This window comes from Amycolatopsis sp. MEPSY49, assembly GCF_051337345.1.
GTDB lineage: Bacteria > Actinomycetota > Actinomycetes > Mycobacteriales > Pseudonocardiaceae > Amycolatopsis.
Window position 1 is genome coordinate 997750 of record NZ_JBDLYJ010000001.1, and the last position, 26524, is coordinate 1024273.

Here is a 26524-nt window from a genome sequence, read left to right on the forward strand (position 1 = left end):
ACACCAAGTGCTCCGTTTTCTCGTGCGTCGGCTGCTACAAGCGATACCGACGCTCCTCATCCTGTCCATCCTGGTCTTCGCCTGGCTCCGCTCGCTGCCCGGAGGGCCAGCGGCCGCCCTCCTCGGCGACAAGGCAACGCCGGAGAAGATCGCCAACCTCAACCACGTGCTGGGACTCGACCAGCCGGTCATCATCCAGTACTTCAAGTTCCTCGGCCGCGCGGTCACCGGTGACTTCGGCGCCTCGCTGGTCTCCACCCAGCCGGTGATGTCGGAGATCGGCACGTTCCTGCCGGCCACCATCGAGCTGGGGATCTCCGCGATGATCATCGCGGTGCTCATCGGCATCCCGGCGGGCTACCTCGCGGCGCGCTACCGCGGTGGCGCCGCCGACAACGTGATCATCGTGCTGACGCTGATCGGCGTCGCGGTGCCGGTGTTCTTCCTCGGCTACATGATGCAGGACCTGCTCGCCGGCCCGCTGGGCCTGCCGTCGCAGGGCCGGCAGACCGCCGGGCTGGACGCCACCGCCATCACGAACTTCGCCGTCCTCGACGGCATCATGACCAGCGAGTGGGACGCCGTCTGGGACGCGATCAAGCACCTGATCCTCCCGGCGTTCGCGCTCGCGACCATCCCGCTCGCGGTGATCACCCGGATCACCCGCGCGTCGGTGCTGGAAGTGCTCAACGAGGACTTCATCCGCACGGCCAACTCGAAGGGCCTCACGCAGCCGGTGGTCCGCCGCCGGCACGTGCTGCGCAACGGCCTGCTCCCGGTGGTCACCACGATCGGCCTGCAGACCGGCGCGCTGCTCGGCGGCGCGGTGCTGACCGAGCGCGTGTTCAACTTCCGCGGCCTCGGGTTCCTGCTGGCCGAAGGCATCGAACGGCGTGACTACCCCCGGCTCCAGGCGCTGCTGCTGTTCGGGGCACTGGTGTACGTGCTGGTGAACATGCTGGTCGACGTCTCGTACGGGATCATCGACCCGAGGGTGCGTGTGCGATGAACACTCTGCTGAACAAGAAGAAAGAGCCGATCGACAAGCTCGCCGCGGCGAGCGGGCACAGCCTCGGCGGCGAAGCCCTGCGGCGGATGCTGCGCAGCCCGGTCGCCATCACCGGCGCCGCGATCACCGGCTTGTTCGTGCTGCTGGCGGTGTTCGCGCCGCTGATCGCGCCCAAGGACCCGTTCGAGCGGTACCTGCAGGACAAGGTCGCGCTCGGCCAGGGGATCATCCCCGGCGCCCAGCCGGGTTTCCCGCTCGGCGTGGACGACTTCGGCCGCGACGAGCTGTCGCGGCTGATCGTCGGCGCGCAGAACACCCTCCTCGTCGGCGTGCTGGCGACGGTGATCGGCGTGCTCGTCGGCGTGGTGATCGGCGGCCTGGCCGGCGCGTTCGGCGGCTGGGTCGACACCGTCCTCATGCGGCTCGTCGATGTCATGCTGTCGGTGCCGTCGCTGCTGCTGGCGATCTCGGTGGCGGCGTTGTTCGCCAAGCCCAGCCAGTGGACGGTGATCCTCGCCGTGTCGATGATCGGCGTGCCGATCTTCGCGCGGCTGCTGCGCGGGTCGATGCTGACGCAGCGCAGCAGCGACCACGTTCTCGCGGCGACGTCGCTGGGCGTGAAGCGCGGCGCGATCGTGTTCCGGCACATGCTGCCGAACTCGCTCGGCCCGGTCATCGTGCAGGCCACGCTGACCCTGGCGACCGCCATCCTGGAGGCCGCCGCCCTGTCCTTCCTCGGTCTGGGCGACCCGGACCCGAACCGGGCGGAGTGGGGCATCATGCTGAGCAAGGGTGCCCGGCAGTTCCTCGACGTCCGGCCCGAGCTGGCGTACTACCCGGCGATCGCGATCATCGTCGTCGCGCTCGGGTTCACGCTGCTCGGCGAGTCCCTCCGCGAAGCCCTCGACCCGAAGAACAGGCGGTGAACCCCCATGGCACTCCTTGAGGTCCGTGATCTCACGGTCCAGTTCGTCCGCCGTGGCGAGCAGTCGTTCACCGCGGTGGACAACGTCAGTTTCGACGTCGAACCGGGCCAGACGGTCGGCCTGGTCGGCGAGTCCGGCTGCGGCAAGTCCGTGACGTCGCTGGCGATCATGCGGCTTCTCGCCAAGCGCGGCAACAAGGTCAGCGGTTCGGTGCGCTTCGAAGGCACCGACCTGCTCCGGTTGTCCGACCGCGAAATGCGCGACCGCCGCGGCCGCGACCTCGGCATGGTGTTCCAGGACCCGCTGTCCTCGCTGAACCCGGTCATCCCGATCGGGCTGCAGATCACCGAGGTGCTGGAGCGCCACCGCGGGATGGCGCGCAAGGCGGCGTCCGTCGAAGCGGTGGACCTGCTCGACAAGGTCGGCATCCCCGACCCGTCGCGGCGGCTTTCCGAGTACCCGCACCAGCTTTCCGGCGGGATGCGGCAGCGCGCGCTGATCGCGATCGCGCTGGCGTGCCGGCCGCGGCTGCTCATCGCCGACGAGCCGACCACCGCGCTGGACGTCACCATCCAGGCGCAGATCCTGGCGCTGCTGCGGGAACTGGTGCAGGACACCGGCACCGCGCTGATCATGATCACGCACGACCTCGGCGTCGTCGCCGGGCTCTGCGACGAGGTCAACGTGCTCTACGGCGGCAAGATCGTCGAGCGCGCGCAGCGGCACCAGCTGTTCGCCGAGCCGCGGCACCCGTACACCCACGGCCTGCTGGCGTCGATCCCGCGGCTGGACGCGGGCCGCGGCGAGAAGCTGATCCCCATCCGGGGTTCGGTGGCCGACAACATCCCGTGGGACCACGGGTGCGCGTTCGCCCCCCGGTGCCCCAACGCGCTGCAGGTGTGCCGTGAGGTCCAGCCGCAGCTGGTGCCCGACCGGAACGCGCTGCTGCGCTGCCACAACCCCGTGCGGCCCGCGGTCGCGGCGGGAGGAGGAGCCCGATGACCCGTCCTGCTGGTGACGTGCTGCTCGAGGTCGACGACCTCAAGGTGCACTTCCCGATCAAGAGCGGCGTCGTGTTCGACCGGACGGTCGGGCACGTGTACGCGGTCGACGGCGTCGACCTGGCCATCCGCCGCGGCGAAACCTACGGGCTGGTGGGCGAATCGGGCTGCGGCAAGTCCACTTTGGGCCGGGCCATCCTGCGGCTGAACGAGCCGACCTCCGGGTCCGTGAAGTTCGACGGCACCGACGTCGCCCAGCTCAAGGGAGAGGAACTGCGGAAGGCCCGGCGCCGGATGCAGATGATCTTCCAGGACCCGATGTCCAGTTTGGACCCGCGCCAGTCGGTGGAGTCCATCCTGGTCGAGGGCATGCACGCGCACGGCCTCGACAAGGACAAGGCGGCCACCCAGCGGCGGCTGCGGCAGCTGCTGGCCGCGGTCGGCCTCCCGGAGACGTCGCTGCGGAAGTACCCGCACGAGTTTTCGGGCGGGCAGCGCCAGCGCATCGGCATCGCGCGGGCGCTGGCGGTGGAGCCGGACCTGATCGTCGCCGACGAGCCGGTGTCCGCATTGGACGTTTCGGTGCAGGCCCAGGTGGTCAACCTGCTGGAGGACCTGCAGGACCAGCTCGGCCTGACGTACGTGGTGATCGCGCACGACCTCGCGGTGGTGCGGCACATCTCCGACCGCATCGGCGTGATGTACCTGGGCGCGCTGGTCGAGGAGACCGACGCCGACTCGCTGTACCGGGACCCGCTGCACCCGTACACGCGGGCGCTGCTGTCGGCCATCCCGGTGCCGGACCCGCAGGTCGAGGACACCCGCGAGCAGATCCTGCTCGCCGGTGACCTGCCTTCGCCGGCGAACCCGCCGTCGGGCTGCCGCTTCCACACGCGCTGCCCGTGGAAGCAGGCGAGCCTGTGCGACACCGACCGCCCGCAGCTGCGCGAAATCGGCGCTGGGCACCGGGTGGCGTGCCACTACGCGGAGGACATCCGCGACGGGCGCATCCAGCCGCACGCGGTCGAGCCGGAGCTGGTGGAGCTCACCGGGGCGCTGAACCCCGACCTGGGCCCGCCGGACGTCGGCACGGCCGCCGAGATCCTCTGAGTTCTCGTTTTGGGGGCCGGCCGGGGTTTCGCCCCGGCCGGCCCCTTTTTCACGGCTTGAGGTCGAGCGCGGCGCTCATCGAGCCGTCCATGTAGAACGGCGTCGAGTCGTGGACGTGGGTGATCCGCCAGTCGCCGTCCTGCTCGCGGAAGCAGACGGTGGACCGGAACCACAGCTCGAACGGCTGCGGCAGGCCCTTCGGCGTCGTCGACAGGCGGGTGAGCGCGTGGCAGTACGCGATGCCCCCGCCGACGGTGATTTCGAGGTCACGGGTTTCGTACTCGATCGGGCCGTCGAAGCCCGCGAACCACGCTTCGCGGGCTTCGACGTCTTCGCCGTGGTGCACCAGCGGCGGGGCGAGGGTGAACGCCACGGCGTCCGGTGCGTACTGCGCCGCCAGTGCCTGGGCGTCGCGCGCGGTCATCGCCGTCGCACGGGCCGTCATCAGTTCGCGAATCCGCTGCTCGGTCATGCCATCCTCCTGGGGTGTGGTGCCTTCGGAGGGGACGTAGGCGCCGCCGCGCGGATTTCGACACCGACCGGGAGGCGTTCGTGAAATACGTGGTGCTGATCTACGGCAACCCCGAATCGCGCCAGGCGTGGGAGGGGATGAGCGAGGAGCAGCGGGCCGCCGGGCTGGCGTACTACCAGCAGCTCAACGACGAACTCGACGAGTCCGGCGAGCGGATCGTCTCCGAGCGGCTGGCGTACCCGGAGCTGACGACGACGATCAGCGCCGGCACGACGACCGACGGGCCGTTCGCCGAGGCCAAGGAGTTCCTCGCGGGCTTCTACCTGCTCGACTGCGCGGATGTGGATCGAGCGCTGGAGATCGCGTCCCGCGTCCCGGAGGCGGCGTTCGGGGTGGTGGAGGTGCGGCCGGTGATGGGCCTGCACGGGCCGGAGCTGTGAACCCGGAGCTGCTGAGGTCGCTGGCGCCCCAGGTCCTGGCGGCGCTGGTCCGGCGCTACGGCGACTTCGAGGCGTGCGAGGACGCGGTCCAGGAGGCGCTGCTGGCGGCGTCGCAGCAGTGGCCGTCTTCGGGGATTCCGGACCACCCGAAGGGGTGGCTGATCACGACGGCGTCCAGGCGGCGCATCGAGCAGTGGCGCAGCGATTCGGCCCGGCAGCGGCGCGAGGAGGCAGTCTTTTGGGCGGAGCCTCCGGACCCCGCGCCGGTCGCGGTCGACGACACGCTGACGTTGCTGCTGCTGTGCTGCCACCCGTCGCTTTCGCGGCCTTCGCAGGTGGCTTTGACCCTGCGGGCAGTGGGCGGCTTGACGACGGCGGAGATCGCCCGCGCGTTCCTGGTTCCGGAGGCGACGATCGGCCAGCGGATCAGCCGGGCAAAGCGATCACTGCGCGGCGAGCGGTTCTCCGGGGACGCGAGTCCCGAGCGGCTGGCGGCGGTGCTGCAGGTGCTGTACTTGATCTTCACGGAGGGCCACACGGCCAGTTCGGGCGGTGCGGTGAGCCGCGTCGAGCTGACGGCGGAGGCGATCCGGCTGGTCCGTGGGTTGCATCAGGAGCTCCCGGCCGACGGCGAGGTGACGGGGTTGCTGGCGCTGATGCTGCTGACGGAGGCCCGCCGTCCGGCCCGGGTGTCGGCTTCGGGGGCGTTGGTGCCGTTGGCGTCGCAGGACCGTTCGCTTTGGGACGCCGAGATGATCGCGGAGGGGACGGCGTTGATCACGGAGGCGCTGGTCTCGGCCCCGATCGGGCCGTACCAGCTGCAGGCGGCGATCGCGGCGGTCCACGACGAGGCGGCTTCGGCGGAAGCTACGGACTGGGCGCAGATCTTGACGCTGTACGACCTGCTGCGGGTCGTGGCTCCGGGGCCGATGGTGACGTTGAACCGGGTGGTGGCGTTTGCGCAGGTCCATGGGGCTGAGGCGGGGTTGGCGGAGCTGGCTGAGGTGGACCTGGAGGGGCACTACCGGGTGGACGCCGTGCGGGGGCACTTGCTGGAGGAGGTGGGGGATTTCGCCGGGGCTCGGGAGGCGTACTTGGCCGCCGCTCGGCGGACGTTGAGTCTGCCGGAGCAGGGGTATCTGCAGGCTCGGGCCGCGAAGCTGAAGCCCTGACCGGCAGCAGCAGAACCCTGCCCGTCCCTGGCAGGGGCCCGGCAAAAGTCAGGTCAGCGCGGCCGATCCGGTCGCCCGCACGTCATGAACGGGTCGTTCACCTCGTCAGACGACATGAACGACCCTTTCATGACATCGCCGCCGCCCCGCCCTGCCGAGACCCCGCCCTGCCGAGACCCCGCCCTGCCGAGACCCCGCCCTGCCGAGACCCCGCCCTGCCGAGACCCCGCCCTGCCGAGACCCCGCCCGTCCGAGACCCCGCCCTGCCGAGACCCCGCCCTGCCGAGACCCCGCCCTGCCGAGACCCCGCCCTGCCGAGACCCCGCCCTGCCGAGACCCCGCCCTGCCGAGACCCCGCCCTGCCGAGACCCCGCCCTGCCGAGACCCCGCCCTGCCGAGACCCCGCCCTGCCGAGACCCCGCCCTGCCGAGACCCCGCCCTGCCGAGACCCCGCCCTGCCGAGACCCCGCCCTGCCGAGACCCCGCCCTGCCGAGACCCCGCCCTGCCGAGACCCCGCCCTGCCGAGACCCCGCCCTGCCGAGACCCCGCCCTGCCGAGACCCCGCCCTGCCGAGACCCCGCCCTGCCGAGACCCCGCCCTGCCGAGACCCCGCCCTGCCGAGACCCCGCCCTGCCGAGACCCCGCCCTGCCGAGACCCCGCCCTGCCGAGACCCCGCCCTGCCGAGACCCCGCCCTGCCGAGACCCCGCCCTGCCGAGACCCCGCCCTGCCGAGACCCCGCCCTGCCGAGACCCCGCCCTGCCGAGACCCCGCCCTGCCGAGACCCCGCCCTGCCGAGACCCCGCCCTGCCGAGACCCCGCCCTGCCGAGACCCCGCCCTGCCGAGACCCCGCCCTGCCGAGACCCCGCCCTGCCGAGACCCCGCCCTGCCGAGACCCCGCCCTGCCGAGACCCCGCCCTGCCGAGACCCCGCCCTGCCGAGACCCCGCCCTGCCGAGACCCCGCCCTGCCGAGACCCCGCCCTGCCGAGACCCCGCCCTGCCGAGACCCCGCCCGTCCCTGGGGGGGGGCGTGCCCACGTCCAGTCTATCGGCGCCCACCGACCAAAACGGCCGCTCGCCCCCACCGCCCACAAGTTGTCCACATGGGGGTGAACCCTGTGGACAACTCCGAACCGACCGGGTGACCCCCGACTGAAGTCGTACCCCTGGCAATACCTGAGTAGGCCGCCTCCAGCACCCCACCCCCGGTACCCTGCGAAAAGCAGATTCCGCGACAGCAGGGGGTACGAACAGTGCACATCGACCAATGGCTGGAGGCGATCCCGCCGCTTTCGGTGTACCTGATCGTCGGCGCGGTGATCATGATCGAAAGCCTCGGCATTCCGCTGCCCGGCGAGATCGTGCTGGTCAGCGCCGCCTTGCTGGCCTCGCAGCACAGCAACCTGAGCCCGCTGTGGATCGGCATCCTCGCCAGCGCCGGCGCCATCATCGGGGACAGCATCGGCTATCTGATCGGGAAGACCGGCGGGCAACGGCTGTTCGCCTGGGCGGGCCGGAAATTCCCGAAGCATTTCGGCCCGACGCACATCGCCAACGCCGAACGGATCTTCAACAAACGCGGTGTCTGGGCCGTCTTCCTCGGCCGTTTCATCGCTTTCCTGCGCATCCTCGCCGGCCCGCTCGCCGGCTCGCTTCGGATGCACTACCCGAAGTTCCTGCTCGCGAACGCCGCCGGCGGCATCGTCTGGGCCGGGGGCACCACCGCCGCCGTCTACTACCTCGGCGTCGTCGCCGAAGAGTGGCTCGGGAACTTCTCCAAGTACGGCCTCGTCGCCGCCATCGTGATCGGCGTCGTCGTCTTCTTCGTCATGAAGAAGCGGCTCGGCAAGAAGCACGAGGGCGAAGAAGTGACGCCGAAGCAAGAGGAAAACGCGGCCTAGACCGTCGCCAGCTCCGGCGGCGACGGCTTGCGCGCCGGCCGCAGCGATCCCAGCAGCACCCCCGCGATCACGACGATGGCGGCGCCGACCTCCAGCCAGGTCGGCCGCTCGCCGAGGATCGCGAACGACGCCGTCAGCCCGACCACCGGCACCAGCAGCGAAAACGGCGACACCACGCCGGCCGGGTTGCGGCGCATCAGCGTCGTCCACAGGCCCGAGCCGACGACCGTCCCGATCAGCACCACGTAGGTCAGCCCGCCCAGCGCGGTCAGCCCGGTCGGCGTCCCGAGCGTCGTCAGCGAGCGCCACTGCGCGGCCGGGCCCTCCATGACCAGTGAAAGCGCGAACATCGGCAGCGGCGGCACCACCGACATCCACAGCGTGAAGTGCAGCGGGTTGTCCGGCTCGGCCTTGCGCGTGCTCAGGTTGCCGAACGCCCAGCTCAGCGCGGCCAGCAGCGTCAGCACCATCGGCAGCAGCGCCGCGTGCCCGGACTGCTGCCACGCGATCGCCACCATCCCGGCGACGGCCAGCGCGATGCCGGCCAGCTGGTGCGGCGTGACGCGCTCGCGCAGGAAGACCGCGCCGAGCAGCACCGTGAACGGCGCCGACGCCTGCAGCACCAGCGACGCGAGCCCGGTCGGCATCCCGGTGTCCATCGCGATGAACAAGAACGCGAACTGCCCGGTGCCGAACCCGAGGCCGTAGCCGAGCAGGTGCCGCACCTTCACCTTCGGCCACGGCACGAACAGGATCGTCGGGACGGCGATGACGGCGAACCGCAGCGCGCCCGCGAACACCGGCGGGAACTGGCCGAGCGTGGCGTGGATGGCGAGGAAGTTGAGGCCCCAGAGGACGGCGACGAGCACGGCGAGCAGGCGGTCACGGGTGGGCATGCCTCCACTCTCGCAAGGCCGACAGTGAAGGACCAGCGAGATTATCTGCACGAACCTTGTAGCCCAGCTTCACAAAAACCACCCGTGACCTGGGCCGATCGGTGGACGTCTCCTCTCGGGCCTTGCTCACCCCGCCCGGACGCTATTGCCCGGGATGTCCGGATCCGGTGACGATGGGCGTCCGCCGACGACTGGGAGTTTCCGATGCTGCGAGGCGTACTGCCGCTGACCGGGTTCGCGGCGCTGACGGCGGCGCTCGACGTCTTCGCCGGAAACCAGCTGGAACAGCTGCGGCCGGCGACCGTCGCGGCGGTGTCCTTCACCCTCGCCGCCGTGTTCTTCCTGGGGTTCGCCCTCCTGCGCGACGGCGTGGCCACGACCTTCCGCCCGCTGCGCGACCTGCGCCGCGACGTCGTGATGATCAACGTGACGACGGCCGCGACCTGGCTTTCGATGCTCTTCGCGCTGCGCTACCTCGAACCGGCCGTGGTGAACGTCGTCGGCATCGCGCTCGGCCCGGTGCTGACGCTGGCGTTCAACCCGTTGCTGCGCAAGGGAACCGCGATCCTGCGCGCCGAGGCCTGGGTCGCGGTCGGGATCGGGGTGCTGATCGCGCTGCTGGTCTGGGGTTCCTTCACTGGCCACAGTGGACTCGACCGGACGCCCGGCGAGACGCTCGTCGGCGTCGTGCTCGTGCTCATCACCGGCGTCGGCTCGGTCACCAACGTCATCTACTCGAAGCGGCTGAGCGACGCCGAGCTGCCGCCGCGCCGGGTGCTCGCCGTGCGGTTCTTCCTCATCCTGGCGATGACCTGGGCGCTCGTCGCGGTCGACGACGCGCCGGCGGTCGGGGCGGCGTTCGGGCCGTCCGCGCTGATCGCCCTGTTCGGCGTCGCGCTGCCGCTCTACCTGCTGCAGGTCGGCATCCGGCGGACCGAGCCGATCACCGCGTCGATCCTGCTGACGCTGTCGCCGCTGTTCGCCTACGTCATGCAGCTCGCCGACCACCGCCTGACGCCGTCGGTGCTCACCCTCGGCTGCGTGGCCGGGATCGTCGCGCTGGTCAGCGCCGGGACGGTCGCGCGGCTGCGCCACGACCGTGAAGCGACGGCCACCGAAAGCGTCGCCACTGTGTAGCCGCGCTTCAACTACGCTGGGGCCGTGGACCTGGGTCGCCTGCGCACGCTGCGCGAGTTCGCCGACCGCGGCAGCGTGACGGCGGCCGCGCGGGCGCTGCACTGCACGCCGTCGGCGGTTTCGCAGCAGCTGCGCGCGCTCCAGGGCGAGGTCGGGCTGCCGCTCACCGAACCGGCCGGGCGCGGGCTGCGGCTGACCGACGCCGGCCGCGCGCTGGTCGCCCGCGCCGACGAGGTGCTGGCCGCGCTCGAACGCGCGGAGTCCGAACTGGACACCTACCGCAGCGCGCCGCGCGGGCGCGTGCGGCTCGCGATCTTCCAGTCGGCCGGGCTGATGCTGTTGCCGGGCCTGCTGACCCGTGTCGCCGGGTACGACGGCCTGGAGGTCGACGTCCGCGACGTCGACATGACGCCGCCGGAGGTGCCCGGCCTGGTCGCGGACTACGACGTCGTCGTCGCGCACCGGGACGAGCACGCGCCGGAGTTCGACCGGGACCGCCTGGACGTGGTGCCGCTGCTGCGGGAGCCGCTCGACGTCGCGCTCCCGGCCGGGCACCGGCTGGCGGCCAAGCGGCGGGTGGACCTCGCGGAGCTGGCCGACGAACGCTGGATCGGCGTCGACCACGGCTTCCCGGTGGACGACGTGCTGCGCTCGCTGACCGTCCGCACCGGCGTGCGGCCGGTGGTGGTGCAGCGGATCAACGACTTCCGCATCACCGAGCGGCTCGTCGCGGCGGGCCACGGCATCGCGCTGGTCCCGCGCTACACGATCGACACCCGCCGCGGCAGCGGCCTGGTCAGCAGGCCGCTGGCGGGGATCCGCGCGGCGCGGCTGGTGGAGGCGGTGTGCCGCACCGGCGCCCTGCAGCGCCCGGCGGTGGCCCAGGTGATCGACGAGCTGCGCGCGGAAGTCGCCCAGCTCACCGCTTGAAGCCGCGCAGGTAGGCCAGCGCGATGCCCAACGCGTCCTCCAGCGCCGTGAGGTCGTGCCGGATGTGGGCCAGCAGCAGTCCACCTTGGACGGACGTCATCGCCGCCTGCGCCAGCCGCGCCGGGTCGGCGTCCGGCGCGAGCTCTCCCTTGTCGCGCAACGCTTTCAGCCCGCGTTCCAAGTGGGACTCCCACGTCCGGTAGGCCTGGTCGACCAGCGGCGCGAGCTTGGGGTTGTCGCCGACTTCGCCGGCGAGGTTGCCCAGCGGGCACGCGATCGGCCCGCCCGCGCGGCGGTGGACGTCCAGCAGCTGCTCGGTCCACGTCTCGAGATCGGCCCACGAGGACAGCGTGAAGATCGCCGGCTGGTTGCCGAGGATCTGCTCGAGGTACCGGTCGATCACGGCCCCGACCAGCTGTTCCTTGTTCTTGAAGTAGTGGTACATCTGCGATTTCCCGGCCCCGCTCGCGGCGAGCACCTTGTCGACGCTCGTGCCCGCGACGCCGTCGACGTACATCAGCGCGGCCGCCGCGTCGACGATCGCGTCGCGGGTCCGCTTGCCGCGCGGGGTCGAAGCCGCTTGCGCCTCCATGTACTGAATAGTACAGTTCGCCTCACTGTACCGATTAGTACAACGAGCTAGGGGGATCCCATGACGCTCGAAACCGCGCTGACCGGGCTGAACGACCAGCTCCGGAACGCTCTGCCGCCCGAGATCGCCGAAGTTCTCGACGCGGACCGTCGCCGGGCCGCCGGAACGAAGTTCGCCGAAGTGGGCGCCGAGATCGAAGACTTCGAGCTGCCGGGCGCCGACGGCACGCCGACGAAACTGGCGGAGCTGGTCGCGGAGGGCCCGGCGGTGCTCGTGTTCTACCGCGGCCAGTGGTGCCCGTACTGCAACCTGACCCTGCGCACCTACCAGCGGGAACTGCTGCCCGAGCTGAAACCGCTCGGCGCGAGCCTGGTGGCGATCAGCCCGCAGCGGCCGGACGGCCCACTCCCGGACCTGGAGTTCCCCGTGCTCTCGGATGCCGGCAGCACGGTCGCGCGGCGGCTCGGGCTGAGCTACCCGGTTTCCGCGCCCGTGCGCGAAGCCATGCAGACGCTCGGCACGGACCTCGAGCAGGTCAACGGCACCTGGGAGCTGGTCCACCCGGCGGTGCTCGTGGTCGACCAGGCCCGGGTGCTCCGGTTCGTCGACGTCCACCCGGACTTCGTCACGCGCACCGAGCCGGCGGAGATCCTCGAAGCGGTCAAATCGCTTTAGCGGACCGCTTGACGCCGTAGGTGATCACCGAACCCAGGACCAGCGCCACGCCCAGGGAGACCAGCACGCTGATCCCGGGTTCGGTGATGATCTGGCCGCCGGCGTAGCCGAGGAGGGCCACGTAGGACGTCCAGAGCGTGACGCCGACGGCGGAGGCGGTGAAGAACTCCGCCATCGGCCACCGGAGGGAACCGGCGAGCAGGGCGCCGATCGTGCCACCGGAGGGCAGCCAGCGGGCGACGACCAGCACCGGCCGCGGGTGGCGCTGCAGCCGGCCGTCGAGCCAGCCGATGCCGGCGGCGATCTTCCGCCGCCGGCTCAGCCGGTTCAGCGCCGCCCGGCCACCGAACCGGCCGAGGGCGTAGAGCGCCTGGTCGGACGCCAGGCAGCCGGCACTCGCGACGGCGATCACCACCGCGAGCGACGTCCCGCCCTGCGCCGCCGCGACACCCATGCCGAGGAGCGTCACCTCGGTGGGCAGCAGCGGCACCAGCGAGACGACGAACAGCACCAGCAGTCCGGCCGTAGTCGCGTCCACATCTCCATTAACCGCCCGCCGGGCCCGGAAAACTCCTGATCGAGGAGGACTCACAGGAACCCGACAGGCGGCCCACAGGTTCAGCGGTTGGCGCGGTTCACCGCCGAGACGACCGCGCGCAGCGACGCCGTCACGATCGACGGGTCGATGCCGATGCCCCAGAACACCCGGTCCGAGATCGCGCACTCGATGTACGACGCGGCGCGCGCGTCGTCGCCCGGGGAGAGCGTGTGCTCGGAGTAGTCCAGGAGCCGCAGGTCGAAGCCCACGGTCGACAGCGCGTCGAAGAACGCCGCGATCGGGCCGTTGCCGCGGCCGGTGACCTCGTGTTCGTCACCCTCCACCTTCACGGTCGCGGTGATGTCGTACTCGCCGTCGCCGTTGTCGCGGACGTGCTGGCGGACCAGCTCCAGCGGCGTCTTCAGCTCCAGGTACTCGGCCGAGAAGGCGTTGTACATCGTGGCCGGGTCGACCTCGCCGCCCTCGGAGTCGGTGTAGCGCTGGATGACCTTCGAGAACTCGATCTGCAGCCGCCGCGGCAGGTCGAGCTGGTGCTCGGCCTTCATGATGTAGGCGACGCCGCCCTTGCCGGACTGCGAGTTCACCCGGATCACGGCCTCGTACGTGCGACCGACGTCCTTCGGGTCGATCGGCAGGTACGGGACCTCCCACGGGTACTCGTCGATCGGGACGCCCGCCTTGTCGGCGGCGTCCTTCAGCGCGTCGAGGCCCTTGTTGATCGCGTCCTGGTGGCTGCCCGAGAAGGCCGTGAACACCAGGTCGCCGCCCCACGGCGAGCGCTCGCCGACCGGCAGCTGGTTGCAGTACTCGACGGTCCGCTTGATCTCGTCCATGTCGGAGAAGTCGATCTGCGGGTCGATGCCCTGGCTGTAGAGGTTCATGCCCAGCGCGACCAGGTCGACGTTGCCGGTGCGCTCGCCGTTGCCGAACAGGCAGCCTTCGATCCGGTCGGCGCCGGCCTGGTAGCCCAGCTCGGCGGCGGCGATGCCGGTGCCGCGGTCGTTGTGCGGGTGCAGCGACAGGATCACCGAGTCGCGGCGCTCCAGGTTCCGGCTCATCCACTCGATCGAGTCGGCGTAGACGTTCGGCGTCGCCATCTCGACGGTCGCCGGCAGGTTCAGGATGACCGGCTTCTCCGGCGTCGGCTGCCAGATTTCGGTGACGGCGTTGCAGACCTCGAGCGCGTAGGACAGTTCGGTGCCGGTGTAGGACTCCGGCGAGTACTGGAAGCGGAAGTCGGTGTCCGGCTGCTTCGCGGCCAGCTCGACGACCATTTCCGCGGCCTGCGTCGCGATCTTCTTGATGCCTTCGCGCTCCTCGCGGAAGACGACGCGGCGCTGCAGGATCGAGGTCGAGTTGTAGATGTGCACGATCGCCCGCGGCGCGCCTTCGAGCGACTGGAAGGTCCGCTCGATCAGCTCGGGACGGCACTGGGTCAGCACCTGGATGCTGACGTCGTCCGGGATGGCGCCCTCTTCGATGATCTCGCGGACGAAGTCGAAGTCGGTCTGGCTCGCGGCCGGGAAGCCGACTTCGATCTCCTTGTAGCCCATGCGTACCAGCAGGTCGAAGAACTTCCGCTTGCGCGCGGGCGACATCGGGTCGATCAGGGCCTGGTTGCCGTCCCGCAGGTCGACGGCGCACCACAGCGGCGCGCGCTCGATGCGCTTGGTCGGCCAGGTGCGGTCGGGCAGGTCGATGTTCTCGACGAGGTCGTACCAGGGGCGGTAGCGGTGCACCGGCATGGACGTGCCGCGCTGGGTGTTCCAGGCGGGCTGGTCAGCGGGCGCGGGACGCGAAGGCTTGCGGATCTTGCTCATGGGATTTCGAAGGTCTCCAGCTAGACGGGTGCGACCGGCACCACGAAGCCCCGCGACGAGGAGCCGGTCCGGTCAGGCCCCGTCGCGGCACCGAAGCAGGAGAGCACGCGCCACGCCCCCACCATAACCACGGAACGCCGGGCGAGGGAAGCCGGGCGGCCCGTTCCGGGGGTTACCTGTGGGTAGCCATTGGCCGGTCGCCGTGCGAAACTGCGAGCATGGGTGAGCACGCAGAGTCGTCGTCGGCGTCGTCTTCGGAGGAGACGAAGGTCTCCCGCCGGGCCCCGGTCGACTGGCGCGGCGCGGGCGGCCGGGCGGCCTCGGTGCTGGCGTCGATCGTCCGCTGGGTGGGGTTGATCTTCGCCGCGTTGCTGGTGATCCACGTGATCTTCACGGTCGGCTCGGCGAACCCGGACAACGGCATCGTGTCGTTCGTGAAGTCCTGGGCGGATTCGCTGGCGCTGGGGTTCAGCGACTTATTCACGCCGAGTGACGAGAAGCTGCGGGTGCTGGTGAACTACGGCATCGCGGCGATCTTCTGGCTCGTGGTGTCCGGGATCCTCGCGAAGATCATCCGCCGGGTCGGCGGGGGCTCCTGATTTCGCGGTGATCACGATCGGCGCGGGCTCGTAACGCACGGTCGTCGCCGGTCGGCTTCAGCACACCGGAAGGCACCATCGCCACGATCGGGAGACGGCCGCCGCCATCGTCGACATCAGGGCGGAAGTCGGCGGGTTCGCCGCCGTGGACGACGTCGGCACCGTGGTCCCCTACGCGGCCCTCGACCGGGTACGCGACCGGGCGATCGTCCTGCCGAGTTAGAGCGCCGGCTTGCCCCACTGATCGGTGAACGCGAACTCTTCGAGCGGCAGCCGCACCCGCTCCGACTTCTCGCGCTCGACCCGCCAGTCCTCCTCGAGCACCTCCGGGGCCGCGGGAGAGCCCACCGCGATGGCGACGCGAGGGACAGCGTCATCCGGGAGTGAGAACGCGGAACGAACAGCGTCCGCCGAAAACCCTGCCATCTGGTGCGCGACCAGCCCCAGCTCCACGGCCTGCAGCACGAGGTTCTCCGAAGCCAGCCCCAGCCCGTACTCCGCGTACGGCACCGAGCCCTTCTCGTTCGTCGTCACCATCACGCCGATCAGCAGCAGGCTCGCGCGGTGCGCCCACGCCCGGTTTCCCGAGTTCAGCGTCGCCAGGATCGCGTCGAACGACGGGGTCCCGCGCAGCCCCACCAGGTAGCGGGCCGGCTGGGTGTTGCCGAACGACGGGGCCCAGCGGGCCGCCTCCAGCAGCGCCCGCACCTGGTCCTCAGTCACCGAAAATGACGCGTCCAGCGCCCGCGGGCTCCACCGCTCGGCCATCAGGGAAGCGATCGGGACGCTCGTCACAGCTGGCTTTCGCACGATCTTGACCATACCCACGAGTGCTGTGCGTCACTCGGGAGGAAGGGCTCCGCGCATTTCCTTGGTGTTACGGAAGATTTACTTCCGAGCGACCCGCGCCGGGGGTCCGCCCCACGTCAAGAGGGTGGCGGGCCGTCTCCGCCCCGGTAGGCTCCACTGCAAATCATGGGACGCGGGGGCTCTCCGGTGCCCACCAGGGAGCCGCCCGGCCCGCGAGGAGGTTCGGGCGTGGCCCTCGTGGTCCAGAAGTACGGCGGATCGTCGCTGGAAAGTGCCGACCGGATCAAGCGCGTAGCGGAGCGGATCGTCGCCACGAAGAAGGCGGGCAACGACGTCGTCGTGGTCTGCTCGGCGATGGGTGACACCACCGACGAACTGCTCGACCTGGCGCAGCAGGTCAACCCGGCGCCGCCGGAGCGGGAGATGGACATGCTGCTCACCGCGGGTGAGCGCATCTCGAACTCGCTGGTCGCCATGGCCATCGCGGCCCAGGGCGCCGAGGCCTGGTCGTTCACCGGTTCGCAGGCCGGCGTCGTCACGACGTCGGTGCACGGCAACGCGCGCATCATCGACGTCACCCCGAGCCGCGTCACCGAAGCCCTCGAGCAGGGCTATGTCGCGCTGGTGGCGGGCTTCCAGGGCGTCGCGCAGGACACCAAGGACATCACCACGCTCGGCCGCGGCGGCTCGGACACCACCGCCGTCGCGCTGGCCGCCGCGCTGAACGCCGACGTCTGCGAGATCTACTCCGATGTGGACGGTGTGTACTCCGCCGACCCGCGGATCGTGCCGGACGCGAAGAAGCTCGACGTCATCCCCTACGAGGAGATGCTCGAGCTCGCCGCGAGCGGGTCGAAGATCCTGCACCTGCGTTCGGTCGAGTACGCGCGCCGCTACGGCGTCCCGATCCGAGTCCGCTCTTCCTACAGTGACAAGCCGGGCACGACGGTGACCGGTTCTATCGAGGAGATCCCCGTGGAACAAGCCCTGATCACCGGTGTGGCGCACGACCGCTCCGAAGCCAAGATCACGGTCACCGGGGTGCCGGACCACGCCGGTGCCGCGGCCCGGATCTTCCGCGTGATCGCCGACGCCGAGATCGACATCGACATGGTGCTGCAGAACGTGTCCAGCACCGTGTCCGGCCGCACCGACATCACGTTCACGCTGTCGAAGGCCAACGGCGCCAAGGCGGTCAAGGAACTGGAGAAGGTCAAGGCGGAGATCGGCTTCGAGTCGGTGCTCTACGACGACCACGTCGGCAAGGTCTCGCTGGTCGGCGCCGGGATGCGCTCGCACCCGGGTGTCACGGCGACGTTCTGCGAAGCGCTGGCCAACGCCGGCGTCAACATCGAAATCATCAACACCTCGGAAATCCGGATCTCGGTGCTGATCCGCGACGCGCAGCTCGACGACGCCGTGCGCGCGATCCACGACGCGTTCGAGCTCGGTGGCGACGAGGAAGCTGTGGTCTACGCGGGGAGTGGTCGCTGATGGCGGAAGGTCTGCGGGTCGGGGTGGTCGGCGCGACCGGCCAGGTCGGCGCGGTCATGCGCAAGCTGCTGGCGGAGCGGGAGTTCCCGATCGCCGAGCTCCGGTACTTCGCTTCGGCGCGCTCGGCGGGTTCGAAGCTGCCTTGGCGCGACACCGAAGTCACGGTCGAGGACGCGGCGACGGCCGATCCGTCCGGTTTGGACATCGCGCTGTTCTCCGCGGGCGGGTCGACGTCCAAGGCGCAGGCGCCGCGGTTCGCCGCGGCGGGCGCGACGGTGATCGACAACTCCTCGGCGTTCCGGATGGACCCGGACGTGCCGCTGGTCGTCAGCGAGGTCAACCCGCAGGCGATCAAGGAAGCGCGCAAGGGGATCATCGCGAACCCCAACTGCACCACCATGGCCGCGATGCCGGTGCTGAAGCCGCTGCACGACGAGGCCGGGCTGGTCCGGCTGGTCGCGTCGACGTACCAGGCGGTGTCCGGCAGCGGGCTCGCCGGCGTCGACGAGCTGGCGGGTCAGGTGAAGGCGGCCGCCGAGCACGCTTCGCTGCTGACCCACGACGGCGCGGCGATCGACTTCCCGAAGCCGGAGAAGTACGTCCGCCCGATCGCGTTCAACGTCCTCCCGATGGCCGGGTCCATTGTGGACGACGGCGAGTTCGAGACGGACGAAGAGAAGAAGTTCCGCAACGAGAGCCGCAAGATCCTGAGCATCCCGGGCCTCGGCGTTTCGTGCACCTGCGTGCGCGTGCCGGTGTTCTCGGGCCACTCGATCTCGGTCAACGCCGAATTCGAGCGGGCGCTGACGGTCGAGCGCGCGACGGAGCTGCTGACGCACGCTCCCGGTGTCGAGCTGTCGGAGGTCCCGACGCCGCTGCAGGCGGCGGGCAACGACCCGAGCTACGTCGGCCGCATCCGCGTCGACCAGGGCATCGAGGGCGGCCGCGGGCTGGCGCTGTTCATCTCGAACGACAACCTCCGCAAGGGCGCGGCGCTCAACGCCGTGCAGATCGCGGAACTGATCGCCGACCAGCACTGACGTCCACAGTGGAGGCCCCGCACCGGATCCGGTGCGGGGCCTTCGCACGGGTCACGGCCGGGTCGCGCCGTGGCAGGCCAGGTAGCGCGTCTTGACGAACTCGAACACCGGCTTGCCGCCGTAGGCCCAGACGAGCGCGTCCGCGTGCGCGCCGAGCACCTTGAACTGCTCGACGGCTTCGTCGCAGCGGCTGTTCACCACCAGCGCCTTCGCCGCGTACGCGCGGTCGCGGAGGTTCGCCGGGTGGTCCCGGCCTGCACCGGCCAGCCAGGGCAGGACGACGTCCAGCGCGCGCCCGGTCCGCTCGCTCTTCCACGCCTCGACCTCCTTCGCCTCCGCTTCGTGCGCGGCGACGAGAGCCAGGCCCGCGAGCTTCGGCGCCTTCGCGACGGCTTCGTCGGCGAAGGCGAACATCTGCTCGTGCGAACCGAACCACTTCGCGCACCAGTACTGCAGCGCCTGCTCGTGGCCATGGCGGTGGAGCGGGTCGCGGCCCACGAGTTCCGCCCACACCGCGCGGAAGTCGTCGTTCCCGTACTGCCGCCCGCGGGCGACGGTGAGCATGGTGAACCACGGGGTCGGGTCGTCCGGCGCCGCTTCGGCCGCGGCGCGGGCGGCCGCTTCGGCCTCCTCGAGCACGCGGAAGAACCCGGCCCACTGGTCTTCGGAAACGTGCTCGGGGGTGAACGACGTGCGGATCTGCCAGGCCAGCGCGACCAGCCCCTGCGCGTGGACGGCTTCGGCGGCCGCGCTCCCGGCCGTCCGCCACGCCTTCAGCGGGGCGTCGTCGTCCGCCGCGGCGTCTCCGAGCTGCTGGACGGCGAAGGCCCGGCGGTCCCAGTCGGTGCCGAGGTCGTCCAGCAGCGCGGCACCCGGCTGCCAGTCTCCGGCGCGGTAAGCCGCGACGGCTTCGGCGAGGCGGGCGTCGGCGACGAACTTCGCCGACGTGACGGCGTCGTCCGGCGGGAGGCCCCACAGCGCGACGTCCGGCATCTCGACCTTCGGCTTGTCGTCCTCGGGCACGTACTGCGCGAGCTCCGCCGGGGAGAGCGTCTTCGCGTAGTCCTCGACGCTCATCCCGCGGGCGCGCGCGGCCTTCACCAGCGCGACGGCGGCCTTGCGGCGCTTGGAGTTGAACAGGGACAGCAAGGGTTTCTCCTCAGGAAGGGACGGGCAGCGCGCCGGCCGCGGTGAGCAGGCGGCGCAGGGGGACGGTGTCGGGGTCGGCCGCCGCGGCGGCGTCGAGGGCGGCGGGCAGGTCGGTGCCGTACGGCTCGTCGACGACGAGCTCCGGCGGACCGGACCAGGACAGCTTCCAGCGCAGCACGCCGGCTTCGGCCAGCACCGGAGTGACCACAGCGGACAGTCGCTCGCGGACGGACGTCGCCAGGAACTCGCGCTTCGCCCGCGGCCCGGCCGATGCCGGCGGCTTGCTCGCCGGGTCGGCCAGCACGGGCCGCGCGGCCCGTGTCGATCAGGTCGAGGGCTGCCGCCAGGGTCCGCCCGGCGAGGACCTCGGCGGCGAACCGGGCACCGGTGTGGTGGAGACCGACGTTCACGAGGGCGTCCCAGTCGAGCCGCCCTTTGGCCTTCGCCTCGGGTGACAGCCCTTCGGTCATGACGGCGTCCAGCGTCGCGACCGGGGCGCGCAGGATCTCGCTCGCCGGGTGGGCGCCGTCGGGCCGCGCCGGCACCGCGGGCCGGGCCTCCAGCGCGGCGATCCGAGCCGGCGTGGGCGGGTGCGTGTCGTAGCGCGATGTCTGCTCTTCCGGCGGGTTCCGGCGGATCTTCTCGAGTTCCTGGGCGCGCTCGGTGTCGGCGAGCAGCAGCTGGAACCCGGCGGCCAGCCGGTCGGGCAGGTAGCCGGCGTCCCAGCCGAGCGAGACGTAGCGGTCGAGGTAGAAGTCCCAGGCCACCGCGAGGGCTTCGACCTCGCGCAGCGCGGTGGTGGCGGCCGCGGTGCCGGCGAGGCTCGCCGCGGCCACGTCGGCGGCGAGCTCCTGACGGCGGCAAACCGCCGCGGACACCGAGAAGTAGAGCTTCGCGTAGAGCACGAAGAGCTTGCGGACCAGGCCTTCGAACCAACCGTCGCCGGCCAGGCCGGTCAGCGCTTTCTCGATCGACCGGCGGCCGCGGTAGGTCAGCCCGGCGAGCCGGGTGTCGCGATTCGTGTAGTGCGCCAGCTCGTGCCCGAGCAGGGCGCACAGCTGGTCGTGGCGCAGGCCGGCGAGCAGCTGGGCACCGATGAACATCTCGCGCCGCCGCACCCGCATGCCGAGCCACCCGGTCCGTTCGCGCACGCCGGCGTTGACCTCGCTGACCAGCGTGATCGAGTCCGGCGGGCGGGTGCCGACAGTGTCGGCCAGCTCCCGGACGAGCGCCCACAGCCCGGGCTGCTCTGCCGGCGTCACCGGCGCCCCCGGCAGGTCGCCACCGCGGGTCCGCTCGATCGCGAACAGGGCCTTGAGCAGCGCGAACGACACCGGGACGAACACGATGCCGAGCTTGATCGCCAGCAGCCCGGACTGCCGGAAGGCGTAGTACTCGGCGACGGCGAAGCCACCGACGAGCAGCAGCACGAGCACCGGGAACCCGGCCAGCAACAGGACGGCGACGAGCGCGCGCCACGACGTCTTCACGAATCCTCCCCCGCACCGTCCCTTCCGGACGGCCGGCTCATTCTGCCGGACCGATCGCCGCCGCGGATTTCTTTTTGCTCACGAAGAAATCGCGTTGGTGTTTTGGCGGCGGCCGGGGGATCCTGTGCACCGCAAGCAAGTCAAGGGGAGGAAACCATGTACACCGCTGTCGACGGCGCGCGCGTCCCGATCCGGATGTGGGCGGATCCCGCGTCGGTCGAAGACCAGGCCATGCGGCAGCTGCAGAACGTCGCGAACCTGCCGTGGGTGCACGGCGTCGCCGTGATGCCCGACGTGCACTACGGCAAGGGCGCCACCGTCGGCAGCGTCATCGCGATGCGCGACGCCGTTTCGCCCGCCGCCGTCGGGGTCGACATCGGGTGCGGGATGAGCGCCGTGCGGACGTCGCTCACCGCCGCCGAGCTGCCCGACGACCTCGGGAAGCTGCGTCGCCGGATCGAAAGCGCCGTGCCCGTGGGCTTCGGGCTGCACAAGACGCCCGTGAACCCCGCGAAGGTGCACGGCGTCGGCGGCTGGGACGCCTTCTGGAAGGGTTTCGGCCGGCTGCACGAAGGCGTCCAGGAGCTGCACGACCGGGCCGCGCGCCAGATCGGGAGCCTCGGCGGCGGGAACCACTTCATCGAGGTCTGCCTCGAGCAGGGTGGCGCCGACGAAGGCCGCGTCTGGCTGATGCTGCACTCGGGTTCGCGCAACATCGGCAAGGAGCTCGCGGAACGGCACATGGCCGTCGCGCGGAAGCTGCCGCACAACGCCGACCTGCCGGACCGGGACCTCGCGGTGTTCGTCGCGGGTACGCCCGAGATGGCGGCGTACCGGCGCGACCTGTTCTGGGCGCAGGACTACGCGGCGCGCAACCGCGCCACGATGGTCGCGCTCGTGAAGCTGGCGCTCGCCGAGGTGGTGCCGGGCACGACCTTCGACGACGCGATCTCGTGCCACCACAACTACGTCGCCGAGGAGACCTACGACGGCGTCGAGCTGCTCGTCACCCGCAAGGGCGCGATTCGCGCCGGATCGGGTGACCTCGGGATCATCCCGGGCAGCATGGGGACCGGTTCGTACATCGTCCGCGGCCTCGGGAACACCTCGTCCTTCCAGTCGGCGTCGCACGGCGCCGGCCGCCGGATGTCGCGCACCAAGGCCAAGAAGCTGTTCACGGCCGACGACCTCGCGGCGCAGACGGCGGGCGTCGAGTGCCGCAAGGACTCGGGGGTCGTCGACGAGATCCCGGCCGCGTACAAGGACATCGAAACGGTGATCCAGGCCCAGACGGACCTGGTCGAGGTCGTGGCGCACCTCAAGCAGGTGGTCTGCGTCAAGGGCTGAGCGGTACCTTGGCGCCATGACGAGGGGTGGAACGACGGCCGCGCTGCTGGCCGGGGCCGCACTGCTGCTGAGCGGGTGCGCCGAGGTCGCAACGCGGTCGACCAGGGGTCGAAGACCGTGGACAAGGTGGGTGTCTGCACCGAGGCGCTCGGGCTGGCGGACCTGAACCCGCTGGTCGACCCGGACAAGCTCAAGGCGCGGGCCGCGGACAAGGAGAAGCGGCTGCGCGAGCTCGCCTCGGACGTCCAGGACCAGGACGTCAAGAACGCGCTGCTCGGCATGGCCGGGTCGTACGTCGAGGTGCAGAAGGAACGCATCGAAGACGCCGGCGTCGTGGCCCAGTGGGTCCAGCGCAACGTCAAGAAGCTCGACGCCCTCCGCGCGGCCTGCGGCTGACCCGCGAAAGCTACGGCTGACTCTCGGCCAGCGCCGGGACCGGCTCCGCGGCCGGTTCCGGCGCGCGCCGGCGCAGCAGGCCGGCCGAGGCGATCACCAGGCCGCCGAGCCCGGCCGCCGCGAAACCCCACGCCGGGCTCGAGTGGTCGATCGCGAAGCCGACCACCGGGCTGCCCAGCGCCAGGCCGAGCCGCGTCGACGCGTCCTGCAGCCCCATCGCCTCGCCGCGGACCTGCGGTGGGGCGATCCGGCTGACCGTCTCGGTGGTCGCCGCGAGCGTCGGCGCGCAGAGCAGGTTGGTCGGGATCAGCACCAGCATCAGCAGCCACCACGGGTGGTCGGCCAGCCCGACCGGCACCACCAGCAGCGCGAGCAGCAGCATCAGCAGGCCCTGCGGCAGCGACTTCTTCACCGCGCCGTGCACGATGCCGCCGGCGATCGACGCCACGCACATCACCGCGATCACCAGCCCCGTCACGCCGATGTCGCCGTTCGCGCGCAGAGCCGCGAGCGTCGCCAGCTCCGTGCCGACGAGCACGAACAGCGCGCCGGCGGCGATCAGCAGCGTCGCCACGAGCCGGCCGGTCAGCCAGCTCCGCAGCGGCGGCCGGGTGGTGGACGCGCCGGGCTCGACCGACTCGCGGATCGGCGGGTCGATGAGCCAGATCAGGAACGCCGTGCCGCCGAACAGCGCGCCGAGCGCGCTCAGCGTGAAGGTCGGGGAGAGCGTGGTGATGGCCGCGATGCCGATCGCGGGACCGATCATGAACGTCGCTTCGACGGAGATCGTGTCGAGCGAGTACGCCGCGCGGCGCTCCTCGACCGGGACGAGCGCGGCCAGGACCTGCCGCGCGAGCGAGCCCGCGGGCACCGAGAGCATCCCGGCCGGGACGGCGACCGCGGCGAGCGCCGCGTAGGGCAGATGCGGCGCGGCGAACCAGAACACCGTCGTGCCGATCCCGCAGACGGCGACGATCGGGCGCAGGCCGTAGCGGTCGAAGCAGCGGCCCAGCAGCGGCGCGCCGAGCGCCATGCCGAGCGTGACGCCGGCGCCGACCAGCCCGGCGGCGCCGTAGCCGCGGCCCAGCCCGGTGACGACGTACAGCGTCATCAGCACGCCGTTCATGGTCATCGGCAGCCGCGCCGCGAACATCAGCGCCATCGTCGACGGGACTCGGGGGACGGACAGGACCCGGCGGTACGGCTGGAACGGCACGTCTCGATGAGAACCCAAGGTGGTACGCGCGTGCAAGTTATTTCCGGGTGGCGTCCGGAGATTTTGAGAGTTACTATCATTTGGTAGTCACTATCAACTGGGGGTCGCTATGACTCAACTCCAGCCCCGCAGGTGGTGGGCGCTCGGCGCGCTCGCGGTGAGCCTGCTGACCGTCGGGCTCGACCTGACGGTGCTGAACGTCGCCGTGCCGACGCTCGCCGTCGACCTCGGTGCCACGACCACGCAGCTGCAGTGGTTCGGCAACGCCTACACGCTCGCGCTGGCCGCCCTGCTGCTGCCGGCGGGCCTGCTGGGCGATCGGTTCGGCCCGAAGAAGCTGCTGCTCGGCGCGCTCGCGCTGTTCGGGCTGGCCTCACTGGCCTGCGCCTACGCGAGCACGCCCAGCCAGCTGATCGCCGCCCGCGTGGTGCTCGGCGCCGGCGCCGCGTTCCTCATCCCGCTGTCGCTTTCGCTGCTCAACATCCTGTTCCCGCCGGAGGAGCGGGCGAAGGCGCTGACGACGTGGGTCATGGCGACGTTCGTCGGCATCCCGCTCGGGCCGCTGCTCGGCGGCTGGCTGCTCGACCACTACGCGTGGGGTTCGGTGTTCCTGATCAACGTCCCGCTGACCGTGGTCGGCCTGGTCGCGGTGCTCGTCCTGGTGCCGCTGACGGCCGGCTCCGGCCGGGGCGCGATCGACTTCACGGGCATCGCGCTCTCGGCCGCCGGCCTGGTCGCGCTGACGTACGGGTTCGTCCACGCGGGCGAGCACGGCTGGGCCGACCCGGTGACGTACGGCCTGATCGCGCTCGGAGCCGCGGTGCTCGCGGTGTTCGGCTGGACGCAGACGCGGACGGCCGCGCCGCTCACCGACCTGGCGTTGTTCCGCGAGCCGCGGTTCGTCTGGGGCGCGGTGCTCGCGACGATGGCGTCGTTCGCGCTGATGGGTCTGCTGTTCGTGCTGCCGCAGCTGTTCCAGGCGGTGCAGGGCGCCGACGCGCTGCAGACCGGCGTGCGGCTGCTGCCGCTGATCGGCGGGATGCTGGTGTCGGCGAAGATCGCCGAACGGCTGGTCGCCGCGGTGGGCGTGCGGGTGGTCGTCACGGCGGGGTTCGCGCTGCTCGCGGCCGGGCTGGCGTGGGGTTCGGCGACGTCGCCGTCGGACGGCTACGGCGTCACCGTGGCCTGGGAGAGCGTCATCGGCCTGGGCACGGGGTGCACGCTGCCGCCGCTGATGTCGATGGCGATGGGCGCGCTCACCGAGGGGCGCTCGGGGGCCGGATCGGCGCTGATCCAGGTGTTGCGCCAGGTCGGCGGCACGATCGGGGTGGCGGTGCTGGGCACGGTGCTCAACGGCGTCTACCGGGACGGTGTTTTCACGGGTGGCCTGCCGGCGCCGGTGGCGGACGCGGTGCGCGGCAGCGCGTCGGGTGCGGTGGCCGTCGCGGAGAAGCTGCACCTGCCGTCGCTGGCCGACTCCGCGCGGGTGGCGTTCACCGACGGCATGGCGGCGACGCTGTGGGTGTGTGCCGGGCTCGGGGTGGTGGGTGCGCTGCTCGCGCTGTTGTTCCTGCCCGGGCGGGTGGCCCCGGAAGTGCGGCCGCGAGAATCGGAGCATGACGTCGTCGCCAGGTGAGCCCTCGGGGCTGCGGGAACGCAAGAAGGCCAAGACGCGCGCCGCGATCCAGCGGCACGCGTTGCGGCTGTTCCACGAGCAGGGCTACAGCGCGACGACGGTCGACCAGATCGCGGCGGCGGCGGAGATCTCGCCCAGCACGTTCTTCCGCTACTTCCCGACGAAGGAAGAGACGGTGCTGTACGACCCGTTCGACCCGCTGCTCATCGCGGCGGCGCTGGCCCAGCCGGCCGAGCTGAGCCCGATCGGCGCGTTGCGCGCGACGGTGGACGTGATCCGCGAGCAGCTGTCCGGCGAGGCGTGGGAGCAGGAGCGCCAGCGGCAGCTGCTGGTGTTCCGCGAGCCGGAGCTGCGCACGGCGGTGATGGACAAGTTCGCCGAGGGGATCGAGCTCCTGGCGGGAATGGCGGCCGAGCGAACGGGCCGCGCGCCGGACGACTTCGAGGTGCGCAACTGGGCGGGGGCGGTGGTCGGGGTGGTGCTGGCGGCGTTCGTCGGCGCGGCGGCGGACCCGGAGATGGACACGTTGCTGGTGCTGGATCGCGCGGTGGCGCACCTGGAGGCGGGGTTGCCGCTGTAGGGCAGGGCTCGGCGGCGCTGGGGCGGCGGGCTGGTGTGCTCGCGATCGGCGCGCGTGTGGCGGGGGTGCTCGCGCGGGCGGTCGGTGCGGCGCGGCTGCCCTACGGGGAGGTCGGCGCGCGTACG

At 71.2% G+C, this 26524-nt stretch carries 25 protein-coding genes and 1 pseudogene; 17 read left to right on the forward strand and 9 right to left on the reverse strand.

Features of this window, described 5'->3' with window-relative positions:
- Window positions 1–7 precede the first annotated feature (7 nt).
- The 4 genes from ABFJ78_RS04990 to ABFJ78_RS05005 are packed head-to-tail and all read left to right on the forward strand — an operon-like array spanning window position 8 to window position 4046.
- Window positions 8–1009: an ABC transporter permease gene (locus ABFJ78_RS04990; protein ID WP_436384483.1), complete on the forward strand. Its 1002-nt coding sequence runs from the start codon at window positions 8–10 to the stop codon at window positions 1007–1009.
- Window positions 1006–1935: an ABC transporter permease gene (locus tag ABFJ78_RS04995; protein WP_436384485.1), complete on the forward strand. Its 930-nt coding sequence runs from the start codon at window positions 1006–1008 to the stop codon at window positions 1933–1935. Before ABFJ78_RS04990 ends, ABFJ78_RS04995 begins: the two co-directional genes overlap by 4 nt.
- 6 nt (window positions 1936–1941) lie before the next feature.
- A complete protein-coding gene (locus ABFJ78_RS05000) occupies window positions 1942–2937 on the forward strand; it encodes an ABC transporter ATP-binding protein (RefSeq protein WP_436384487.1) in 996 nt (331 codons plus the stop codon).
- Window positions 2934–4046, forward strand: coding sequence for an ABC transporter ATP-binding protein (locus tag ABFJ78_RS05005; protein ID WP_436384488.1), 1113 nt, complete (start codon window positions 2934–2936; stop codon window positions 4044–4046). Before ABFJ78_RS05000 ends, ABFJ78_RS05005 begins: the two co-directional genes overlap by 4 nt.
- A 49-nt stretch (window positions 4047–4095) precedes the next feature.
- On the opposite strand, the gene ABFJ78_RS05010 is transcribed toward ABFJ78_RS05005, so the two are convergent.
- Window positions 4096–4518 (reverse strand): YybH family protein, encoded by a 423-nt coding sequence (locus tag ABFJ78_RS05010; RefSeq protein WP_436384489.1) that lies wholly within the window; start codon window positions 4516–4518, stop codon window positions 4096–4098.
- Between the two features lie 80 nt (window positions 4519–4598).
- Here ABFJ78_RS05010 and ABFJ78_RS05015 point away from each other — a divergent pair, with 80 nt between their 5' ends.
- The 3 genes from ABFJ78_RS05015 to ABFJ78_RS05025 all read left to right on the forward strand — a co-directional run bounded on the left by ABFJ78_RS05015 (window position 4599) and on the right by ABFJ78_RS05025 (window position 8033).
- Window positions 4599–4958 carry a YciI family protein gene (locus ABFJ78_RS05015; RefSeq protein ID WP_436384490.1) on the forward strand — a complete coding sequence of 120 codons (360 nt, stop codon included), beginning with the start codon at window positions 4599–4601 and terminating at the stop codon, window positions 4956–4958.
- The gene (locus tag ABFJ78_RS05020) at window positions 4955–6130 is read left to right on the forward strand and encodes an RNA polymerase sigma factor (RefSeq protein ID WP_436384491.1); all 1176 of its coding nucleotides are present in this window, start codon (window positions 4955–4957) and stop codon (window positions 6128–6130) included. The genes ABFJ78_RS05015 and ABFJ78_RS05020 overlap by 4 nt, the downstream gene beginning before the upstream one ends.
- 1255 nt (window positions 6131–7385) lie before the next feature.
- Window positions 7386–8033: a DedA family protein gene (locus tag ABFJ78_RS05025; protein WP_436384492.1), complete on the forward strand. Its 648-nt coding sequence runs from the start codon at window positions 7386–7388 to the stop codon at window positions 8031–8033.
- On the opposite strand, the gene ABFJ78_RS05030 is transcribed toward ABFJ78_RS05025, so the two are convergent.
- Window positions 8030–8929 carry an EamA family transporter gene (locus ABFJ78_RS05030; protein ID WP_436384494.1) on the reverse strand — a complete coding sequence of 300 codons (900 nt, stop codon included), beginning with the start codon at window positions 8927–8929 and terminating at the stop codon, window positions 8030–8032. The genes ABFJ78_RS05025 and ABFJ78_RS05030 overlap by 4 nt on opposite strands.
- Before the next feature lie 204 nt (window positions 8930–9133).
- On the opposite strand from ABFJ78_RS05030, the gene ABFJ78_RS05035 reads away from it, so the two are divergent.
- Window positions 9134–10066, forward strand: a complete 933-nt coding sequence (locus ABFJ78_RS05035) for a DMT family transporter (protein WP_436384495.1) — start codon at window positions 9134–9136, stop codon at window positions 10064–10066.
- Window positions 10067–10090: 24 nt separating this feature from the next.
- Window positions 10091–10996, forward strand: a complete 906-nt coding sequence (locus ABFJ78_RS05040; RefSeq protein ID WP_436384496.1) for a LysR family transcriptional regulator — start codon at window positions 10091–10093, stop codon at window positions 10994–10996.
- Here ABFJ78_RS05040 and ABFJ78_RS05045 read toward each other — a convergent pair.
- The gene (locus tag ABFJ78_RS05045) at window positions 10986–11588 is read right to left on the reverse strand and encodes a TetR/AcrR family transcriptional regulator (RefSeq protein WP_436384497.1); all 603 of its coding nucleotides are present in this window, start codon (window positions 11586–11588) and stop codon (window positions 10986–10988) included. The two genes, ABFJ78_RS05040 and ABFJ78_RS05045, sit on opposite strands and share 11 nt — an antisense overlap.
- 60 nt (window positions 11589–11648) lie before the next feature.
- Here ABFJ78_RS05045 and ABFJ78_RS05050 point away from each other — a divergent pair, with 60 nt between their 5' ends.
- Window positions 11649–12263 carry a peroxiredoxin-like family protein gene (locus ABFJ78_RS05050; protein WP_436384498.1) on the forward strand — a complete coding sequence of 205 codons (615 nt, stop codon included), beginning with the start codon at window positions 11649–11651 and terminating at the stop codon, window positions 12261–12263.
- Here ABFJ78_RS05050 and ABFJ78_RS05055 read toward each other — a convergent pair.
- Window positions 12250–12801 (reverse strand): DedA family protein, encoded by a 552-nt coding sequence (locus ABFJ78_RS05055; protein WP_436384500.1) that lies wholly within the window; start codon window positions 12799–12801, stop codon window positions 12250–12252. The genes ABFJ78_RS05050 and ABFJ78_RS05055 overlap by 14 nt on opposite strands.
- Before the next feature lie 80 nt (window positions 12802–12881).
- A complete protein-coding gene (gene leuA / locus ABFJ78_RS05060) occupies window positions 12882–14642 on the reverse strand; it encodes a 2-isopropylmalate synthase (protein ID WP_436384501.1) in 1761 nt (586 codons plus the stop codon).
- A gap of 218 nt (window positions 14643–14860) precedes the next feature.
- On the opposite strand from leuA, the gene ABFJ78_RS05065 reads away from it, so the two are divergent.
- Window positions 14861–15241 (forward strand): hypothetical protein, encoded by a 381-nt coding sequence (locus ABFJ78_RS05065; protein WP_436384502.1) that lies wholly within the window; start codon window positions 14861–14863, stop codon window positions 15239–15241.
- A 219-nt stretch (window positions 15242–15460) separates the two neighbouring features.
- Here ABFJ78_RS05065 and ABFJ78_RS05070 read toward each other — a convergent pair whose 3' ends face one another.
- Window positions 15461–16051: a nitroreductase family protein gene (locus ABFJ78_RS05070; RefSeq protein ID WP_436384503.1), complete on the reverse strand. Its 591-nt coding sequence runs from the start codon at window positions 16049–16051 to the stop codon at window positions 15461–15463.
- Between the two features lie 228 nt (window positions 16052–16279).
- Here ABFJ78_RS05070 and ABFJ78_RS05075 point away from each other — a divergent pair, with 228 nt between their 5' ends.
- Both ABFJ78_RS05075 and ABFJ78_RS05080 read left to right on the forward strand, forming a co-directional pair.
- A complete protein-coding gene (locus tag ABFJ78_RS05075) occupies window positions 16280–17545 on the forward strand; it encodes an aspartate kinase (protein ID WP_436384504.1) in 1266 nt (421 codons plus the stop codon).
- The gene (locus tag ABFJ78_RS05080) at window positions 17545–18585 is read left to right on the forward strand and encodes an aspartate-semialdehyde dehydrogenase (protein ID WP_436384505.1); all 1041 of its coding nucleotides are present in this window, start codon (window positions 17545–17547) and stop codon (window positions 18583–18585) included. The genes ABFJ78_RS05075 and ABFJ78_RS05080 overlap by 1 nt, the downstream gene beginning before the upstream one ends.
- A gap of 51 nt (window positions 18586–18636) precedes the next feature.
- Here ABFJ78_RS05080 and ABFJ78_RS05085 read toward each other — a convergent pair whose 3' ends face one another.
- Complete coding sequence (locus ABFJ78_RS05085; RefSeq protein WP_436384506.1) at window positions 18637–19734, reverse strand: DUF4034 domain-containing protein; 1098 nt, start codon at window positions 19732–19734, stop codon at window positions 18637–18639.
- Window positions 19683–21224, reverse strand: a complete 1542-nt coding sequence (locus ABFJ78_RS05090; RefSeq protein ID WP_436384508.1) for a M48 family metalloprotease — start codon at window positions 21222–21224, stop codon at window positions 19683–19685. The genes ABFJ78_RS05085 and ABFJ78_RS05090 overlap by 52 nt, the downstream gene beginning before the upstream one ends.
- A 156-nt stretch (window positions 21225–21380) precedes the next feature.
- On the opposite strand from ABFJ78_RS05090, the gene ABFJ78_RS05095 reads away from it, so the two are divergent.
- Together ABFJ78_RS05095 and ABFJ78_RS05100 are read left to right on the forward strand one after the other, a co-directional pair.
- On the forward strand, window positions 21381–22571 hold the full coding sequence (locus tag ABFJ78_RS05095; RefSeq protein ID WP_436384510.1) for an RtcB family protein: 1191 nt from the start codon (window positions 21381–21383) through the stop codon (window positions 22569–22571).
- Window positions 22572–22587: 16 nt separating this feature from the next.
- Window positions 22588–22967, forward strand: a pseudogene (locus ABFJ78_RS05100) (hypothetical protein).
- Between the two features lie 10 nt (window positions 22968–22977).
- Here ABFJ78_RS05100 and ABFJ78_RS05105 read toward each other — a convergent pair.
- Window positions 22978–24120 (reverse strand): MFS transporter, encoded by a 1143-nt coding sequence (locus tag ABFJ78_RS05105; RefSeq protein WP_436385384.1) that lies wholly within the window; start codon window positions 24118–24120, stop codon window positions 22978–22980.
- Between the two features lie 172 nt (window positions 24121–24292).
- Here ABFJ78_RS05105 and ABFJ78_RS05110 point away from each other — a divergent pair, with 172 nt between their 5' ends.
- Window positions 24293–25819, forward strand: a complete 1527-nt coding sequence (locus tag ABFJ78_RS05110; RefSeq protein WP_436384511.1) for a DHA2 family efflux MFS transporter permease subunit — start codon at window positions 24293–24295, stop codon at window positions 25817–25819.
- Window positions 25800–26399, forward strand: a complete 600-nt coding sequence (locus ABFJ78_RS05115; protein WP_436384512.1) for a TetR family transcriptional regulator — start codon at window positions 25800–25802, stop codon at window positions 26397–26399. Before ABFJ78_RS05110 ends, ABFJ78_RS05115 begins: the two co-directional genes overlap by 20 nt.
- The last annotated feature ends 125 nt before the right edge of the window (window positions 26400–26524 follow it).